Source organism: Serratia sp. JSRIV006 (genome assembly GCF_019968685.1).
GTDB lineage: Bacteria > Pseudomonadota > Gammaproteobacteria > Enterobacterales > Enterobacteriaceae > Chania > Chania fonticola_B.
On record NZ_CP074137.1, the window covers coordinates 422,216 to 439,891 of the forward strand.

Genomic DNA, 17,676 nt, shown 5'->3' on the forward strand with positions numbered 1-17,676 from the left:
GATGTTGATACTGTGGTCAAACGGCATTTCTCGCCACCTTCCAGCCAAGGAATAACGTTGCGGCATACCCCGCCTCAGGCAAGAGGCCCTGCTGTCAGCCCGGTTTCTGGCTGGCATCTGAAATCGAAGGAGAACGCTTATGGCGAATACCAATAGTTTATCCCAGACCACCAACAGCCTGTTAACTCAGTTGGTGATGGATCTAAAAAGTGGCTACATCCGCCGCTGTGAATCGCTGGGGTTGCAGCCAAAAGAGATGAAAATGCTGCAATCGTTAACCATTGAAGATCTGCACTATCTGGCCAATAGCGAAGTATCGGTGCTGTCATTCCAGATTAATCATGAAAACCTGATGCGAATGCTGCAACAGGCACGAACGGAACAAAAACGGTTACAGCGTATTGACCGTGCGTTGGCATTTGGAGGCTCAATTGAGCTGCTGCAACACTATTTTGGCTTATCCAGCGTTGAGGTCGCCGCCCGGCGGCGCATTGCCGGTATTGGCGTACGCCCAGGCCGGGGGATCGTGCTAACGGATGAAGATAATGCCACGTTATGGCGAATATGGCAGAAGGCGGAGATATATAACATTGATAGCGCCGATGGGCTGGATGTGATGCTGCTGGCCGCTGAGCAGATGGATGCTTCTCTTACCGCCGTCTGGCACGCAGTGCGGGGTTGGCATCAGGTTCAGCCGGTAAGGAAAATGGCATAAATATGGCAACCAACCTGAGGTTCGGGGGCATCTTTGATGATGGTTAATCGGGAGGAAAGCGATGGGTAAATTACGGGAAGTGATGCCAGGGCTACAGGCCCCTTTAGCGGTACCCGCCACCTGCTGTCATAAAGCGCGGCAGCAGGTCAGACGTTTTCGCCGGGGTGAGCGTAACTATATCCGTATTAATGAAAAGGGGGCTGGTTACCTGAAAATTAATATTGGACCGTTCTGGCGTTTGCTTAGCTGTAATCAGGGACAGAATTGGGAACTGATGAGCCATGAGCGCTATAGCAAAGCGATCCGTAAATAGTGTACTTATTCTGCATCCGGTCTGCCGGGTGCAGCCATAAGCATACCGTTCGGATATAAGGAACAATCATGAGTCTACCGGCAGACAGCCTTATCGCGTATTCGCTGAAGAAAATGAAAGCGCGTCTTGCGGAACGAATACCCGGTGAACCAGCAATGCCGATACGCAGCGGCCTTTTCTATATGGGCAATGTGCATGATGCCTTCCCGCGTCAATTACTACTTGATACCCGACTCTCCCCGCTGGATAAAACGGCGTGGATGATGATCCGCCTGTATGCACAGCAAAATGAGGGGGCAATATTCCCCAGCTATGATGAATTACAGCTGCAGTTGGCTTCCCCCCATAAAGGTAAAGCCTCCCGCGAAACCGTTAGCCGGGTTCTGCTGATGTTGCGTATTACCGGTTGGTTAAGTCTGTGCAAACGGGTGCGTGACGAACAGGGTCGAGTGCGCGGGAATATCTATGCCCAGCACGATGAACCACTTACGTTGCTGGATGCCGAGGCGTTAGATCCCGGCTGGCTGGATACCGTAGCACAAGCCTGTCGGCATAAAAATGGCACTATCAGTCAGACGGCCCGAGCGGTGTTATTGGATATCAGGGACGATCCGATGATGCGACATCGCCATAGCCATATCTCGCTGATAGAGCAACGGCTTGGCGGTGTACAGACACCCCGGGAGTTGGCCGCACGCCAAGGTGTTAATCTGGCGGTTAACCAACCAAGTTCGGATACCGAACTGGCGGAGAAAATACCGGGTTCGGCATCCGAACTCAGTCACAGCGAGGGGCTTAATCGGCCGAGTTCGGAAACCGAACTCAATACAAAATCAGTGGGTTACACCAAAGTTCGGCAACCGAACCATTACGTACGTAATATCACACAGAGTGTGATGAATAATACGTACGTAGCACAGTTGCCTGAAAACCTTGTCCGGCAGTTGAAAGAGGATGATATCCAGATGCTGACCAAGCAATTACAGGCGTTGCCGGAGGAAAGCGCCAGACAGGTCGTGGATAACCTGAACCGCAGGCTGGCGGGAGGCCAGTTGGCCAATCCGGTTGGCTGGTTGTTAACGGTGATGAAACGAGCGCGTGAAGGGCAATTGTTTGCTGCTGCATCGAGCGCCCATGCGAGTAAACCAAGTCCGGTATGCCGTACTGTTTTAGCTGAACCTGAGCCGATTGTGACGCCATCGGCCCCCGAACACGTTCATCAGGTGGTGGCTGAAATACGCCGTCGTATGGCACAGGCGAAGAGCGGTTAAAAAACGTGCACTGCTGGCAGTGCCAGCAGTGGGTGAAGTCAGCTACGTTTAATAATTAAACATGCTGCTCCCCATGCGCCTTCGCTGCCTTCATCATAAATATCAGAAGTTACCTGATAAACCGAATAAGCCGTCAGGCAGTTTTTCTCTGACATATTGTTCAACGCGTTCAAATTTATTGAAAACTTTTTCTTCTGCGCTGAGCAACTTGCCGTCGGCCGCCGAATAGTAGTAAGCGAACGCCCCAAATTTGATAGTCGACTTATCCTTGTTAATTCTAAGCACCGAGGTGATCCTGTCGATATCGTGATACCAACAGGACGGGCCACCTGGCTGATTTTTTACCTCAATTACCGCTCGAGGCTTCGCTTTCCCCCACCACAGCAGAATATCAAAACGTCCGCTTAGCCGGGCTAGCTTGGGTTTCCGACCTGGCGCAATCGCACCTGCGTGATCCATCGAGCTTAACCCATTACTTTCGACGGTAACAAACTTAGCGCCCCGCATATCGCTCAGTTCTTTTGCTATATAGGTCGTCAGCATATATTCCGCTGCGGTCCACACCCAGTACCCTCCCGACATGCGCCGGTAATCCTCATGTGCTTTTTCAATACCGGAAATAATAGCTTTACTAATAACGTCTATTGCAATCGAGGCCATAACGTCTGATATCCCTTTTAAAAACGTATAGCTGCCTATATGCCGTGAAAACCGGCAGGTGTCAAAGGCATTATCACCTTTGTAATCCGTGCTGGCAGTGCCAGCAGTAGCTATACCGACAATTTTCCTCCTGCCAATAATTGGTTTCTTATTGTTCTGCTTGCCCATCACCCCGAGTATCTCTGCCTGCGTTGTAAAACCAGATGCTTTAGCACAGATACAGGAGCGAGTTATGGCAGAAGATAAAACAATGGCCCCGTCAGCCGCTGCGAAAGCAGGGGCACTGAAGTCCTCTCTAAGTATTGAACTGCATTCACACTATGCAATCAGGCTGTGGGAAGGTCGAAAAAGAGCGGATCTATCGCCAGAAAAACGCAAACGTCCGGAGATCCTCAGTATGCCACAGGCGATTTTTCGGGCTGGGATCGCTACGCGGGACTCTGCGGCAGACAACCCTTATGCTGATGCAGTATTGCTAAAGCTGGAACAGATATTGGCACTATCAACAGATAAGGTGCAACAGTATGTCAGGCAACTGGAGGAGATCCTTAAGTGCGTACCCTGCCATATTACGCTGGGGGATATTGCTTCGCTGGAACCGTTGAATATCAGCGTGTATAGCCGTTCTCCGCTGGGATACCGCTGTGTCTGGCTGCTGGTTGGTTACGATCAGCTTGCCCTTAAGGCTTTTCAGGCATTCCATTACGGACTGATTTCTCGCTCACAGCGGGACAGAGTGTTAAGCGATGGCGGTTATGCCGTCAGGCGTGTATATGGCGTTATCCAGCCCTACAAAACTATCAATGTGACCCGCCACGATATCCTGACCAAAACGCTAACGGGTTTGGATGCTATCGAGCGTTTGGGGGAACCTGAGCCCGATGTGATGTCCGGTAAACAGCGTTCTTCCTTTTCCCCTCCATTGCCAGATGCGGATAGCACGGGCAGGGATATTAGCGACAAGGGCATCAGCGTGACTTGAAAGGTGGTACACGCAAACGTCAGAGAGTTACCGCTGATACCGCCGGTAAATCGACTAAAAAGCAAAGCTAATCCGGCTACATAAGACGTTATAGATCTGATAAGATCTTTGGGCTTTGATGTAAAGTACCCCGACAGGCTTCGGGATAACCGCCAGGCATAACGGGCTCCGGCGGTTGTTGGCCAGGCAGGGAGTCAATGCACACTGACCAGCCTGCAAGACGCAATAACTCCGTGAAAATCGCGTCGGGATATCCCCGGAGAGATGATGAGATAGACCTCGGGAACCGGTCATTCCCCTTACGGCGTCGTTTTTCGGCGCCGTTTTCGTATTGCTGCCGCCGTAATTTTCCTGCCTTTGGTATTTGATTTGCTTATTGACAGGCCGATCCTCTGATTTAAAAATAGCCAGGCTCTATCCGTCGTATTTACGACCACCAATGGTCCGCCAGCCTGTGAGGATCGCCTTCGGGTGGCTGCACAACAACACTCCCATAGCCTGTAAGGGAGAACATGCATATATGTGGTACATCTGCACACTTTTGAAAGCAGATATCGCCAAAATCAACGCGTTTATCGCAGGGCGATGAAAGTTTCATTAACTTACCAGACCCTCAGAATTTCGCTGATTCTGATACCCCGACGGGATACTCACTTCCCGTCAGGGAAGAGGTATTTCCCCGTCGTTCCCGTTTTTATCTCGATGGAGAAATCACTATGTCCGATGCTATGAATAACCCTCAATCTCAGAAAACCGAGTATTTCAATCTGACCCTCAAAGGGTTGGGCTACTTGAGCAACGTTCGTCAGGTGAATGTTCATAACGGTGAGTTTCTCTGTTGCGTAATTAACGCATTGAGCGGCGCTACTGACAATCCGTGCTATGTACGTTTTGACGTTACGGTCTCGGGTAAAGAGGCCAGCAGTCTAATAGGCCGCTGCCAGAAGGCGGTCGATGAAGACAAAAAAGTGCTGATAGGCTTTACCCTGAGCAACCCTTCGACCGAGATTTTTACGCTGAACAAGGGCGAACATGCCGGTGAACAGCGCGTCAGCCTAAAAGCCCGCTTAATCAAGCTGGATTGGATAAAGGTAGGGCAAGATATGGTCTACCGGGCCGAAAAATCCGACTCCTTACCTCCTCAGAGTGGCACTGCCCAGAAAGACTACACGGCCGATTCATTCTGATCGCACTTAACCCCTGACGGAACTGGTTTTCGCCAGGGGTTATTTTCTTGGCTGCTGGTAGGAGGAAAATACAACGTCCAGCGGCGTTAACAAGGTCATTCTGGTTGGATACCTAGGGAAAAACCCTGAAGTTCGTTATATGCCCGCAGGCGATGTGGTAGCCATTTTTTCGCTGGCCACCGTTGACATCTGGCGTGACAAACAGACCGGAGAACAGCGTAAGAAAACCGAATGGCACCGCATTATCCTGTATGGCAAGCTGGCCGAAGTGGCCGGTGAATGCCAGTGTAAATGGCTGGGTCAGTCATCAGGCCAGGATCGTTATGCTACAGAGGGGGTTGTCAGCATCAACGGTACTTGGAGAATGCTGGAGGGATCAAGTTGTGGCACTGCTACTCATCTACTCATCCGCTACAGGGAGACCACTCTTCTCCGGCTCAGTTATCTGACAGTGAGGTTGGTGTATCGGTGGATATTGAAGATGAAATTTCGTTATAATATGATTATCAATCAATATGTTACATATGTTTTTTGAGGTAAGATTGGCTTGTAGAGTAAACATAAGGGAGAAATATTGTAAACAAAAAAACGCCTATATAGGCGTTTTTTTAAAGTATGGCCCATCTTCTGTCCGGGACTAAGCCACAGGCGAAGCAGAAGGGGGCCTTTTTTTCGGTTGTATCATCAGCCTATGCAGCAGATGAAGAAAATAGGTTACTATGACATTAGTATAGCATCTTAACGAAAGGACGCAACTACAGTGAGAATTGATAATCGCCTAAACCGAAACGGACTCGCCCCCCGTGAGCTTTTTTTTATTGAATGCTGGGGAAGCCTATCTCATAAAGAGAGTATAGATACCGATAGGGCAAGCTTCAATAATATCCTCTACTCTATGCTAGAGATGAAAACCCTTTTTTCTCAGGGAGATAAGTTCAAGGGTAAAGATAAAAGAAGACGCTCGGCAAAAGAGCTTCTGGACATATTGAAAGATGATCCTGTGCTACTACAACCATGTTTCGAAGGTATCCCCAAACAAATCGAACAATTGCTGGATCACAATGGTGCTTGGGAAGACACTGCAAGGAGCCCTGTGGAGAAGCAACAGGGCTTGATGGGAAGCCTTTTTGTAGAGCTAAGTAAACTTCTGGAAAAGCATTATATTGAAGAAGCTATTGAACTATTGGGCACAGAATTAAAAAAACAGAATCTGCCTACTAATAGTGATTATGCTCTGATAGTGAAAATCTGCAATAACATAATGAGTTTTTTATTAACGGCTGGAATGCCACTCTCTGAGTGTTTTATCCATTATGCTAGAATTTTAATGAACCATGACAGAACGTTTGAGCATCGGTTTACCTCATGGGCAAGCAAGATTAATGTCAGAGAGGATAAGTTTATTGTTACTCTTCGTATCGAAAATGAAAAACTCTTTGATATGTTGTCCACAAGTGAAGGTGATACAAAATTTAACGGTTGTTTATATTCTCCCATTACTATTGGCAATAATAATGTTCGTGGGACAAAAATAACAGTAGAGACTAATGCAATTTCTGTACTAAGTGCACGAGTAAAGGCAGAGCGCATACTTAAAGAGTCGTTAGATGTACTAGGTTATATGTGTGGGCGTAGTCAGCTTATTGTACAGCGAAATTTCACTGTGGTAGAAAGCAATGGAAGAGAACTGACTATTAAAAACTTTGATAACGAAATTCACTCAAATAATGATCGCTTGACAGTCAATGACTTTAGCCACTTTATGAAATCATTATCAGGGCTGTATAATAATGCGTCGCTTGAATCGGTTCGTAAGGTAAGCTCTGTATTTCACTTTCTGCGCAATGGAATCAGTAGCGGAACACATGAAACTCGGTTTACCTCATTTTGGTCTGCTCTCGAAGCATTAACCCTTGGTGTATCCGCTAAGCAAATGGATCATGATGATCATGTGATTCATACTACCCCTGCTTGTATGGGGCTTGACTATGTAGTTAAACAATTGATCGCTTTGCGTGGGATTGCAAGTTATTTAAATATAACTATTACCCTAGGTGGTGGCCATGTTATTAAACCTGCGAAATGTAGCTTGGACGAAATTTTCCAATTGCTAAAAGATAGTGATTTCACAAATAAGATGAATAGCCAGTTAAGCCTTTATCCATATGCTTTATTTATGTTCAATAAGTTTGTTTCTCTTTGTTGTTCACCACTTGAGTTAGGCGAGAAGATCATTCAGCATACTAATAAAGTAGAAAGGCATCTATATCGTCTTTATACCCTTAGAAATGAATTGGCGCATAATGCTCAAACAAGCCCATACATTGAGTTTTTGACTGTTAATCTTGAGCACTATCTTCGAGGCAGCATTAATGCTTTGTATTATACATCTTCTATGTTGCCGGTGATCCGTTCTCCTGAAGAAGCATTTCAACGTTATATTCACTTTTATGAACTCACAATAAATCAGATGGTTCCATATTTCGGCATGGATGGAAGTGAGAAGAAAAAAGTAGAAGCTGAGATGAAAAAAAATATGCATCCTTCAGTGGATACATTGCTCATTAAATGGCTCAGTTTGCATAAGTGAAATAATTTCAGTTAGCTAAAGTTCCAACGGTAGTATAAGAGGTTGGAGCAAGTTTGGTATGCTAGGTAAGAGTCGAGATCCTGATGGATGTGGTGTCTTTGAGGACGATATTTATCTTAAGACTAACTTGCTCAAAAGGTTTTTTTCTGATCCCGTGCTCATCATCCCCTCAAAAGCTCCAGAGCCACTAACCAGTGATCCCTCGTTAGCCCTAATGTACAGCCAAAGACTTCTGATGCTTATGGCCAAACGGCAGATAACCGTTACTTATTGGCTGGGCTAGCTTCAAGCCTACCATGCCCACAGCTCTGTGGCTGCGATCTTATCTAGTCATCTTGAGCTTATGAGTAACTAATCTGGTCTGATAGTCAGTTTAGTGCCTGAAGTGGACGTTATTAACATTTTGGCATGTTAACAAATAGGGGGTAGGTAGGTACTTACTTTTCATGCGCCAGTGTGGTAATTTTTGAAATGAAATTGACTAAATAAAACCTTGATGTATCACTTCGGCATGGAGGGTGTGGTGACAGAGGAAATAAAACAAGATCTTGGCTCTACATTTAGCGGGCTATCGGCACCTACACCATGGCCGGGCGCCAATGCTAGATTGCTTGGGTTAGGCGTAGGGCTACCTATCGCACCTCTTGTTCGTCTGGCGCAGTTTAGTGCCACTGAATTTGAACGTTTCACTCTCGAATGGGCATCTGATTACCTTGCTAGGCAGCAATATGTAAATGAAATACAGCAGCGTGGCGGTGCTGGGGATAAGGGGCGGGACATCGTTGTGTGGCTTGACTCTGCAAATGTTTCACCTCGGCGGTGGCTCCTGTATCAATGTAAACATTATGATGCCAATTTAGGCCTTGCAAAGGCGGGTGTCGAAATTGCAAAAGTCATTTATTATACTTTTATCAGGGACTACACTGTACCTGAAGAATATTACTTTGTTACACATAAAGGTGTCACATCACCATTTCAAGACCTTCTTGACGATCCAGCAAAACTCAAACAGGCGATTCTTTCCGGTTGGCCGTCTTATGCCAAAACGATCACATCAAAAAATAAAGTCCCTCTGACAATGGAACTCCAAAACTATATAAAAAAATTTGATTTCAGTATTTTCCGTGCAAAGCAACCACATGATTTACTCGACGAACATAGAAAAACCTCATTCCATCTCACGGTTTTCGGAGCACCCCTAATTGAACGTGATCCGCCAGAGGCTCCTCCATCAGCAGTTGACCCTATAGAGACCGCATATATTGATCAACTGTACGCCGTCATTAGCCACGATATAGCAAACCCAGTTCGGACCTTCGCTGATTTTGAACGGAATATTAGTCACGTAAATCTTTTCGAACGTTCTCGGATTACCTTTTATTGTGCAGAAGGGTTGAAGGAACTTGCTAGAGATCAGATGGCTAATCAAGCATTCTTTAATACCTTACTGGAGGAATTCAATGATGGGCTGTACTACACATACACAGATCACGAAGGGACACCATTGGTCCGTCTGAAAAGTACCGTAAAGGCTGCTCAAACTTTACAGCTTGGTGCGCATCCACTTGCTGCTCACGTCACAAGTAAAGACCGTGAAGGTATGTGCCATCAATTAGCCAACAATAAGGTGATTGACTGGTGCAATCCATGATTGAAACTATAGAAACAAAGAGACACTTCGAAGATAGACCTTTCAACTCCCCTCTGGAGTATGGCTTCCGTGCGCTATTCATATTGAACGCAGCCGGTGATATGGCTATGGATCTACAAAGAATAGTTTCTTATGACTACCTTCTTGTACATACCAGCGATGTGCAAGATGGGCCAAAAAGTCTTCATCCGGCGGTGCCCCATAGAGGAACTGAGCTACTTGTGAAGCGTGGTTCAATTCAAGCAGGGCTTAATCTGATGCTTTCGAGGGAATTGATCGAGGTGTTTTTTTCTCCCGAAGGAATTTTATATCAGGCTTCCGAATTGACAGGAAGATTTGTGCAGCTCCTAGAGTCTCCTTATGCAAGCGAACTTGCTGAACGTGCCTTTTGGGTAACGAAACAGTTTTGCCACTACTCAAATGAAGAACTTGCTTCATTTATGACACAAAATGTGGGTCGATGGGGATCTGAATTCGATCGATTGACTGCAATAGACTTATTGGATTTGTGAAAATGTTCCGGATAAGAAAAATACTTTTACGTGGAAAAGACATTCAAGATGCTTATGTAGACTTCGATAAGGGTGCGAACATTCTTGCGGGAGAGTCTGATACCGGCAAGAGTTACCTTATTAGCTGCTTAGATTATATTCTTGGTGCCGAGAAACTCAAAAAGAAGCCTAAAGAAGCAGCTGCTTATACACACCTTTTTGTTGAGTTCGAAAACTCAACAAAAAATATGTTAACGCTAACTCGTGCACTGGATGGCGGAAAACTAACTGCTCATTATGTTCCAATTCACAGCATTGATGGAAAAGGAGAGTCGATAGCAGCAGTCCGCAAAGGCAAGAGCACAGGGCCTGATGTTACATCTATACTTTTCCCTTTCGCAGGAATTAAGGAGGCTAAGCTGCGCAAGAATGCACATGGCGCAACGCAACGCCTTTCCATTCGTACGCTTGCCCCCATATTCCTGATTGATGAAGTATCCATCATCGACGAATTCTCGCCAGTAATTGGTCGCTCCGGTTATGATGATACCGCCCGAAAACGCATGTTCTCGTATATTCTCACTGGCATAGATGATGATGGAATAGTTGCTGAGGAAAAAACTGAAATTGTAAGAGCACGGCTGCAAGCAAAGCTTGAGATTGTGCAAGAAATGATTCAACCGTTTGAAGAACGCTTTGGCGCTAGATCGGATACCCCTGCGCTCGGTCACGAACACGATAATGAGCTTGATGATTTGATCGTGATATTGTCTGAAGAAGTAGAAAAAGTAACAAACGACATCTCCCGTTTACACGAGGAAATGCAGGAGGCAACAGCTCTTAGTCTAAAAGCTGAATCTCAGTTACTGGGTGTGGCAGAAATCCAATTAAGATATAGCTTGCTCGGAGAACGATACCACTCCGACCTGAAACGGTTAGATTTTCTTGCGGAAGGGGCTCATTACTTTGAATCTCTCCAAGAGGTTCCTTGCTCTCTCTGTGGGCAGAATATAACTCTTGACCATTATCACAGTGAAAAAACGCAGATCTTGTTGAATAGTGATAAAATTCGGCATTCTGCAACAGCGGAAGCTGCAAAGATCCATGCGTACTTGGCGGACCTCCAAAAAGCAATTGGCAATCTCAATCAAAGAAAGGGAGAGCTTGAGCAAGAGAAGGACAATGCTCAGAACATGCTTGCAAATCTACGGAGAAATCTCACTCGTAACTTTACACCTCTGCTTGCTCGCACCATAGAGCGCCTCGAAAAACTGCTCGAGTACCGATCAGAAAGAGATGCTGAGCTTACTGATTTCCAACGGTGGGATGAACTGCATAAACTCCAAATAGATATCCAGAAATCGCTTACCCAAGGCAACCAACCAAAATTGGAATGGGAAGGGCTGTCTTCTCAATCACTGACTGGCCTCTGTACAGAAATTGAAGCAGTTTTAACCGACTGGAAATGGAGCTCTAAACCTAGAGTTGCCTTTGATGAGAAAGAGTACGATATCATTGTTGACGGTCAACCCCGTCAGTCACACGGCAAGGGGGTCCGCGCAATTCTCTATTCGGCCTTTATCATTGGGTTATTAAAGTACTGTGTTAAAAATGGACGGCCGCACCCAGGGTTAGTGGTAATAGATTCACCGCTAACCAGTTACAAGAAAAAAGGGGCCGTAAAAGTATCAGGCTCAGACGAACCAATTTCTGCGGGTGTCGAAACTGGATTTTGGAATTCATTGGCTCAATTACCTGAAACTTTACAAGTTATTATTATTGAAAATAAAGAGCCGCCAGCTTCAATTATGAAAAAAGTGCATTACGAATGGTTTGCGGGCGAGTATGCTGAGGCTGAAGAGCGTTCTGCATTGATTCCAGGTGCCTGCGAACCTCCAGCAATTTCTTAAACGGGGAGCAATGTTTTTGAAAGTTGCTTTTCTAAATTTTCAGTATGAATTTTCCTCTATATATCTAGGCGGTTTTTCTTACTGAACTGCTCCCATTATTCTGATCGTGGATATGAACGGGCGTCATGAACGTCCGTTCTTCGCTCTTATCCGACTATCCGATTAGGCTGCTCCCTGCTATAGACCCTCGATTGCATATGCATGCCTTCGGCGTTTTTTCACCAACGAAAATAACATTGTTATTTGAGTACTCCGCACAGTGAAGGCTGCTTTATCACTGAACAGGTGCTCTTTGCAGACATTAGCCAGCTTACTCAGTCTGTTGCCTTTGCTTTTTCTGGCCGAGTGCTCTTCGTCGCTGCAAAACTCCAAGGCCGCTAATTCGTAGTCTCAGGCTATCCTTTTACGTTATCTGCCACTTCAAGTGACAATTTCTGATACTTATCCCCATACGACTGGACGTCGTATTACTTACCTCATAGCCAACAAAATGTAGAAGCAGGTTGTTACCTGTTGACTGTATATCAGCAGCCGACATAAGAATTATAGTCAGTTATGTGCCCGGATCAGACATTTTTGAAGATGCTTTTCGCACTTCAACTGTATAATGCCATAAGGAAACTAAGGTCATAACTTTCTAAACATACAGTTGGGGGATACAACTTTGGCGAACAATATGGATTGTCCATTACCTCACACTTTGTCAGCTGTTCTTGATGAGCATACTCAGATCGCTGGCTCTTCAGGTCTGGAAAGCATAGCTGATGTTCATCTTAAACACAGAAGGTACGAAGATGCGCTATCTGGGTACGAGCAGCTTGATGTATCAACGCCTCAACTCATCGCTAAGATCGCATTTTGCGAATGGATGCTGGATCGTTATGAAGATGCTAGGAATCGGCTTCTATCGCTCGGAGACGATTTAGATGCTGAAGGTATCGGTCTTTTGGGGATGCTTATTACCCATGATAGCGACTATAAACGTAGTTCTGCAGATAAGCGTTTAATTTGGCCCAAATTGAAGCAGGTTGTTTCATCGGACTCTGTACCACCACTGGCCGCTATTGCCCGATCATCATCTTGGTGGTCTGAAGATTATGAAAACCCTCATCAACGACTTAACGACCTTCAGCACCTTCTTTCGCTTTATCCAAGACATCAACAGATTCGTCTGGCCGTTCTTACCTGCATGCAACGTTGTGAGGCACCGCTCTGTGAACAATATACATTAATAAGCACACCAGAGTATCCACCCCGAATGCAGAGTCTTCTCTGGTCCGCAGCGGAAGTTGCTGTAAATGCAGGAAAAACTAGTGAGGCACTTGAATTCCTTCGTCAACTCGAAGAGATAGAGCAAAGTTATGAGCCTGCTTCAGAAGAAATGCTTTGGGAAATAACATTAGCTCGTAGTGATATACAGGCAAAAATAGATCCCAAAGAGGGACTTTCGGGTTTCGAACACCTATTGAATAATGCGTTACTTCCTATTGAAAACCGAATACGAATTACCCGGGCAGCTCTTGCTGTTGCATGCAGAACCTCTCAAGAACACGTTCTTAAGTTTGCCAAAGAACTTGTTCAACTACTGGAGTCAAGGAAAAGTGGTTTTCATCTTGACGCACTTGATCTCTATGACGACGATTTTCCCGTTAGTGGAAGTAATTGGGGCAATTATGGGCATGCTTGGCCCTGCAGCGATTTGCGCCCCTATCAGGACATTCTTACTGATTTAGCGAATAAACGTACTCAGTTTTTCTACCGCATGGCGTATGCCATTCTAAAACTGGATGATGCATGCGATGAGCTTGAGGATGATAATCCCTGTTTGCCAGACGACTTTTGGGAGCTACAGGCAGAGCTTATTGGAGATATAACCGGGTATGAGCACGAGTTTGATGGTCGGCTTCTTTCTTTGTATACCGTAATTGAGTCTCAGCGTAGGGATCCTGACTGGAATATCATTGGACAGAATTGGATAGTATCCGAATGGATAGCCAATCAGAAAGAAATTGATTTTTCCTACAATGAATTAATTATCGAGAAGGCCAAAAAACACACGAGTGCATTAAAGAAATTGACTGAGGGTGTTATTAGTCAGCTTAAAGTGATTGAGGTTCCCGCACCAAAGATATATGACTTAATTAAAGAGCTCGTTCACTTACTTGCAGTTCATGACGTCAAGCGTGAGTTTTACCAGCTAATGGGGTTTGTTGCGAGTGAAGATAATTGCAGCTCCGTTCAGTTTTACCTTGGTCTATCTTCACATGCGATGAAGTACTATACAAAAGCAAAAGTAGCATACCAGAATGCAATTAATTTAAATCCCAATCACTACTCGGCAATTTTTAACATCCTTCTATTATGTACTTCTCAGGCAGACATGCCACTCGTGGAAAAAATTAAGCCGGTTGTACTGGATTATAAAAGCGATGACGAGTCTGAAAGAACAAAACTGGAAGACGCATTGCACCGAGCATCGAGAAGATGTGAAGACAAGGATGACGCAAAAAGACGAATTGTCATTGCAGAGATAAATAAATTACCTCAGTTGGTTGAGCAGCCCGTTGCTATATCCGAAATCACTCTGCGTGCTGCTGTTGCCCTGCTGGCATTGTTCCGCTGTGCTAATGCAGAGCCTGACGATACTGAACTTCCCATGTTAAGTCAGTGTGAGACACCATTTGGCCCAATGGCGAGTAACAACTCGATTTTGTTTGATCTACTAAAAACAGGACTGGTTGCGGTTCATCCAGCAACCAAACTTGACGCATTTGTTGTCGAAGATGACTCTGACTTTATCCGCGCTTGGCGTTTCGGGCGTATCAGATGGCGCTTATCTCCTTCCTGTGCCTCTGTCGTGGAACAACTTCGTGCCATCAATGGGGACATTCCCGATGAATGGAGAAAGGAAGTTCAGCCCCTGTCTTTAGAGATCGCCCGATCTGAAGTGGCTCAATATATCGGTTTTCTCGCGCAAGAGCGCAATTGGCCTGAACCACGCAATACAGAAGAGATATCTGATCTCACCCGTGAACTAGTCAATGAACTCCCTGTTGCCCATACATTTCACTTGGCCTATCTGGGGGCAATGTCAGCCAGCGATTACAAACAAAAGTATCCGGTATCAGGCCAGCAAGCGGCAGATGTGCTGGTAAAAAGAACCGGACAACGTTTGGAATCAGTACGAAGCGGTAAGTTTCCCTCCAAAGCCTATGACCGCCCTTGGAAGTTACCTCGTTCGGCTATCAGTTTTGCGCTATGGGGAACTCTTCTTGATAAAGGTGATCAGGGCTTTACGGATAAAATTGCCGATTTGATGGCATCCTTGTAGCAACTAAAATATCTACAATCGAAACAAATAGTGGAATTAGCTGGCTAAAGAAGGGAGGCGTAATGTCAGAGATTAATTTACATAATACCGTACAGACCTTACCTCAGGATCGGGAAACGCTGTATCACCTGGTCTGGAGCGAGCCTGCGGAGCGTATAACCGTGCTGTATGGCATCACTACTGAGTTACTGGCGAAACGATGCAGCGAATTGGGTATACCCAGACCGCTGGCCGGTTACTGGAAGGCGCTGGTGAAAGGGACTGCGCCTGCAATTCCTGCGTTGCCTGCTTTGAAAAAGAGTAAGGCGGTAAAGGCACTGAAGAATAATACCCCATCAGTGCAACCCCCCGCCATTACGGCAGCAAAGCCAGCGTCTGCAGTAGTAACCCGAAAGCAAGCTCCCGTTACGGGGAATGGCTACGGATTGATAAACGATCTCAAAACGTATCTGCCAGCCTCCTCGGTCACCGACGATGGCTATTACAAGCCTACGAAAAAGAAATTACTGGATCTCAACGTTTCTGATACGGGATTTGATAGTGCAATAGAGTTCCTGAGCCGCTTCTTTGATGCCCTAGGGAAAAAAGGGTATCGCGTAACGCTGGATTTGCAGGAAGAAAGGCTGCTTCGTGCGGATATTGATATTAAGGAAGATCCGAAAGAGGGAGGGTATCGTTGGCACAATTTATGGCGGCCTTATACGCCAAGTATTATTTGTATCGGGAATATGTACTTTGCGTTTAATCTTGCTGAAATGACGGAGTATGTTCCAGCGAAAAAAGTCAAAAATCGCTATGTCCGTGATGAAAAGATGGTACGGTGGATGCGGGGAAATAGCGGGCTTTTCCCTCACGTATCGAAAAATACCCTCCCTACCGGGCGATTTCTGTTGCAGCTTTACTCGCCTTATCCTTCCGCCAAATGGTTACTTCAGTTCCGGCAGACAAAACAGTGTGGATTGATTAGCCAGATCCCTAAGATGATTTCGGCGATGCAGGAGGCCGTTCCGCTCATTTCAAAGCAGTTAGAGCAGGCCAGAATCGAAGCTGAGGAGTGGCGCATTCGATGTGAGCGGGAACACGCCATATATCTGGAAAAGAAACGCATAGAGCAAGAAGAGCAAGCGTACAGCGCCAGCCGTACCGAGCTGAAATCCATTATGGCCCAGTGGACTGAAGACAAACGACTGGAACAGTTTTTCCACCAGGCAGAGTCAGATGCGCTAACGCTTGATGAGCAGCAGAAGGTAGAGGTTATGGAACGCCTGCAACTGGCTCGTCAGTTCCTGTCAGAAGATACGGCTGTTGAGCGGTTGTTGAAATGGAAAACGCCGAAAGAGCGATTAAACCAAGGATAAGCCTATTACCCCTACTTTAGCTAATCAGGCTGGTCCAGAGATAAGGTTCAATGAAGTATCAACCGCATGCTGCCGGACTGGTTTACGCTGCGCTTGAAACCAGCCGCTAAAGTCGGCACTCTTGGGGTAATCAACTATCACTGGCTCAAAGGACATAGGGTGCAGAAGACAACAATTGTAGATCAGTTTGGTGCTCCAATTTATAGAAAACCTCAACTGGTTATCGCGAGCTTGAATAATGACGGCAGTATCGATCTATCAAACATTCAGCCACTTAATGACTGGAATTCTGGAGTGCGAAATAGCCGTTTGGTAGCACATGCCCATGGTTATGACTTGATGACTATCTTGTCTGAAGAGTTGGGTTTAGTTGACGTAAATGATGAAGGATTTTTATATGCTAAGATCTTTATCACGCCAGACCCAAATGTTTCGGTCATGCGCCTACTCGGGAAAATTGCGGAAGCAATGGTGGTAAAAGAATGCAATGAAAGTGCAGAAGCAAATCGACTATGGGGAATGTATGCTCGAAAGGGACGGAGATCACATAAGAGTTTGGATTCCTTTAGAGCAATTGGGACTGGGTTAAATTCAACTCAGAGGTTATATCCAACAAAATATAGCCCATCAGACCCACAGCGTGATGTTATATGGATAAACAAGGAGAGTGAAAAAGAGGAATTATTGCAGATAACCAATAATACAAATTGCGCTATCACTGCAGGTATTCAACTAAAAGTTAGCATGGATGGTTTTAAGTATATTTTCAAATCAGATGTGGCAAGAGGTAAATATGAGGTGCCACTAGTATACTTCGATTTATCAAATGATTACTACAAATTGACTAACGCAATTTATTCTGCAGAATATGATGTGAAGATCGGTGTGGATATAGTTCGTGGTCGTGATATTTCTATATATATCCATGAGCTTTTATTATCGTATTACTATGTAATATATGACTTGGTGATGGGAAGAATGACTATCGATCAAATAATTAGAGATGAGCTCCTTTTCGATGTTTTCAAAAAAGAAGTGCAAGAGCAAAGTGGTAAGAAAATCATATCAATCTAGGCTGTGTCCCTTAACCCCTCCACATATTTAGGGAAGCGGTGAGAATCTCGTTTAAAAAGCAAAAACCGGTTCAATTTCGAGCGTTTTTCAAACAATTATCAGAGCTTCAAGTGGATTTTTCGTCGCTGGAACTGTACAAAAAA

General features: G+C 45.5%; 14 protein-coding genes. 13 read left to right on the forward strand and 1 reads right to left on the reverse strand.

The window, feature by feature from the left end:
• Window positions 1–139: 139 nt before the first annotated feature.
• The 3 genes from KGP16_RS01845 (at window position 140) to KGP16_RS01855 (ending at window position 2,299) form a co-directional block, all read left to right on the forward strand.
• Window positions 140–715: a DUF2857 domain-containing protein gene (locus KGP16_RS01845; protein ID WP_223500701.1), complete on the forward strand. Its 576-nt coding sequence runs from the start codon at window positions 140–142 to the stop codon at window positions 713–715.
• Window positions 716–776: 61 nt separating this feature from the next.
• On the forward strand, window positions 777–1,028 hold the full coding sequence (locus tag KGP16_RS01850) for a hypothetical protein (protein WP_223500702.1): 252 nt from the start codon (window positions 777–779) through the stop codon (window positions 1,026–1,028).
• A gap of 68 nt (window positions 1,029–1,096) precedes the next feature.
• Window positions 1,097–2,299: an STY4528 family pathogenicity island replication protein gene (locus KGP16_RS01855; protein WP_223500703.1), complete on the forward strand. Its 1,203-nt coding sequence runs from the start codon at window positions 1,097–1,099 to the stop codon at window positions 2,297–2,299.
• A 102-nt stretch (window positions 2,300–2,401) separates the two neighbouring features.
• On the opposite strand, the gene KGP16_RS01860 is transcribed toward KGP16_RS01855, so the two are convergent.
• The gene (locus tag KGP16_RS01860) at window positions 2,402–3,127 is read right to left on the reverse strand and encodes a hypothetical protein (protein WP_223500704.1); all 726 of its coding nucleotides are present in this window, start codon (window positions 3,125–3,127) and stop codon (window positions 2,402–2,404) included.
• 64 nt (window positions 3,128–3,191) lie between these two features.
• Here KGP16_RS01860 and KGP16_RS01865 point away from each other — a divergent pair, with 64 nt between their 5' ends.
• The 10 genes from KGP16_RS01865 (at window position 3,192) to KGP16_RS01910 (ending at window position 17,533) form a co-directional block, all read left to right on the forward strand.
• Window positions 3,192–3,941 carry a PFL_4669 family integrating conjugative element protein gene (locus KGP16_RS01865; RefSeq protein ID WP_223500705.1) on the forward strand — a complete coding sequence of 250 codons (750 nt, stop codon included), beginning with the start codon at window positions 3,192–3,194 and terminating at the stop codon, window positions 3,939–3,941.
• Window positions 3,942–4,657: 716 nt separating this feature from the next.
• On the forward strand, window positions 4,658–5,128 hold the full coding sequence (locus KGP16_RS01870; protein WP_223500706.1) for an STY4534 family ICE replication protein: 471 nt from the start codon (window positions 4,658–4,660) through the stop codon (window positions 5,126–5,128).
• A 97-nt stretch (window positions 5,129–5,225) separates the two neighbouring features.
• Window positions 5,226–5,663, forward strand: a complete 438-nt coding sequence (ssb, locus tag KGP16_RS27630; protein ID WP_371822704.1) for a single-stranded DNA-binding protein — start codon at window positions 5,226–5,228, stop codon at window positions 5,661–5,663.
• A 225-nt stretch (window positions 5,664–5,888) separates the two neighbouring features.
• A complete protein-coding gene (locus KGP16_RS01880) occupies window positions 5,889–7,718 on the forward strand; it encodes a hypothetical protein (protein ID WP_223500707.1) in 1,830 nt (609 codons plus the stop codon).
• A 523-nt stretch (window positions 7,719–8,241) separates the two neighbouring features.
• Window positions 8,242–9,369: an ABC-three component system protein gene (locus tag KGP16_RS01885; RefSeq protein WP_223500708.1), complete on the forward strand. Its 1,128-nt coding sequence runs from the start codon at window positions 8,242–8,244 to the stop codon at window positions 9,367–9,369.
• A complete protein-coding gene (locus KGP16_RS01890; RefSeq protein WP_223500709.1) occupies window positions 9,366–9,881 on the forward strand; it encodes an ABC-three component system middle component 2 in 516 nt (171 codons plus the stop codon). The genes KGP16_RS01885 and KGP16_RS01890 overlap by 4 nt, the downstream gene beginning before the upstream one ends.
• A gap of 2 nt (window positions 9,882–9,883) precedes the next feature.
• Window positions 9,884–11,770, forward strand: a complete 1,887-nt coding sequence (locus KGP16_RS01895) for a hypothetical protein (protein WP_223500710.1) — start codon at window positions 9,884–9,886, stop codon at window positions 11,768–11,770.
• A gap of 664 nt (window positions 11,771–12,434) precedes the next feature.
• Window positions 12,435–15,101 carry a hypothetical protein gene (locus KGP16_RS01900; RefSeq protein WP_223500711.1) on the forward strand — a complete coding sequence of 889 codons (2,667 nt, stop codon included), beginning with the start codon at window positions 12,435–12,437 and terminating at the stop codon, window positions 15,099–15,101.
• A 62-nt stretch (window positions 15,102–15,163) separates the two neighbouring features.
• Window positions 15,164–16,459, forward strand: coding sequence for a hypothetical protein (locus tag KGP16_RS01905; protein WP_223500713.1), 1,296 nt, complete (start codon window positions 15,164–15,166; stop codon window positions 16,457–16,459).
• Between the two features lie 159 nt (window positions 16,460–16,618).
• Complete coding sequence (locus KGP16_RS01910) at window positions 16,619–17,533, forward strand: hypothetical protein (RefSeq protein ID WP_223500714.1); 915 nt, start codon at window positions 16,619–16,621, stop codon at window positions 17,531–17,533.
• Window positions 17,534–17,676: the final 143 nt, after the last annotated feature.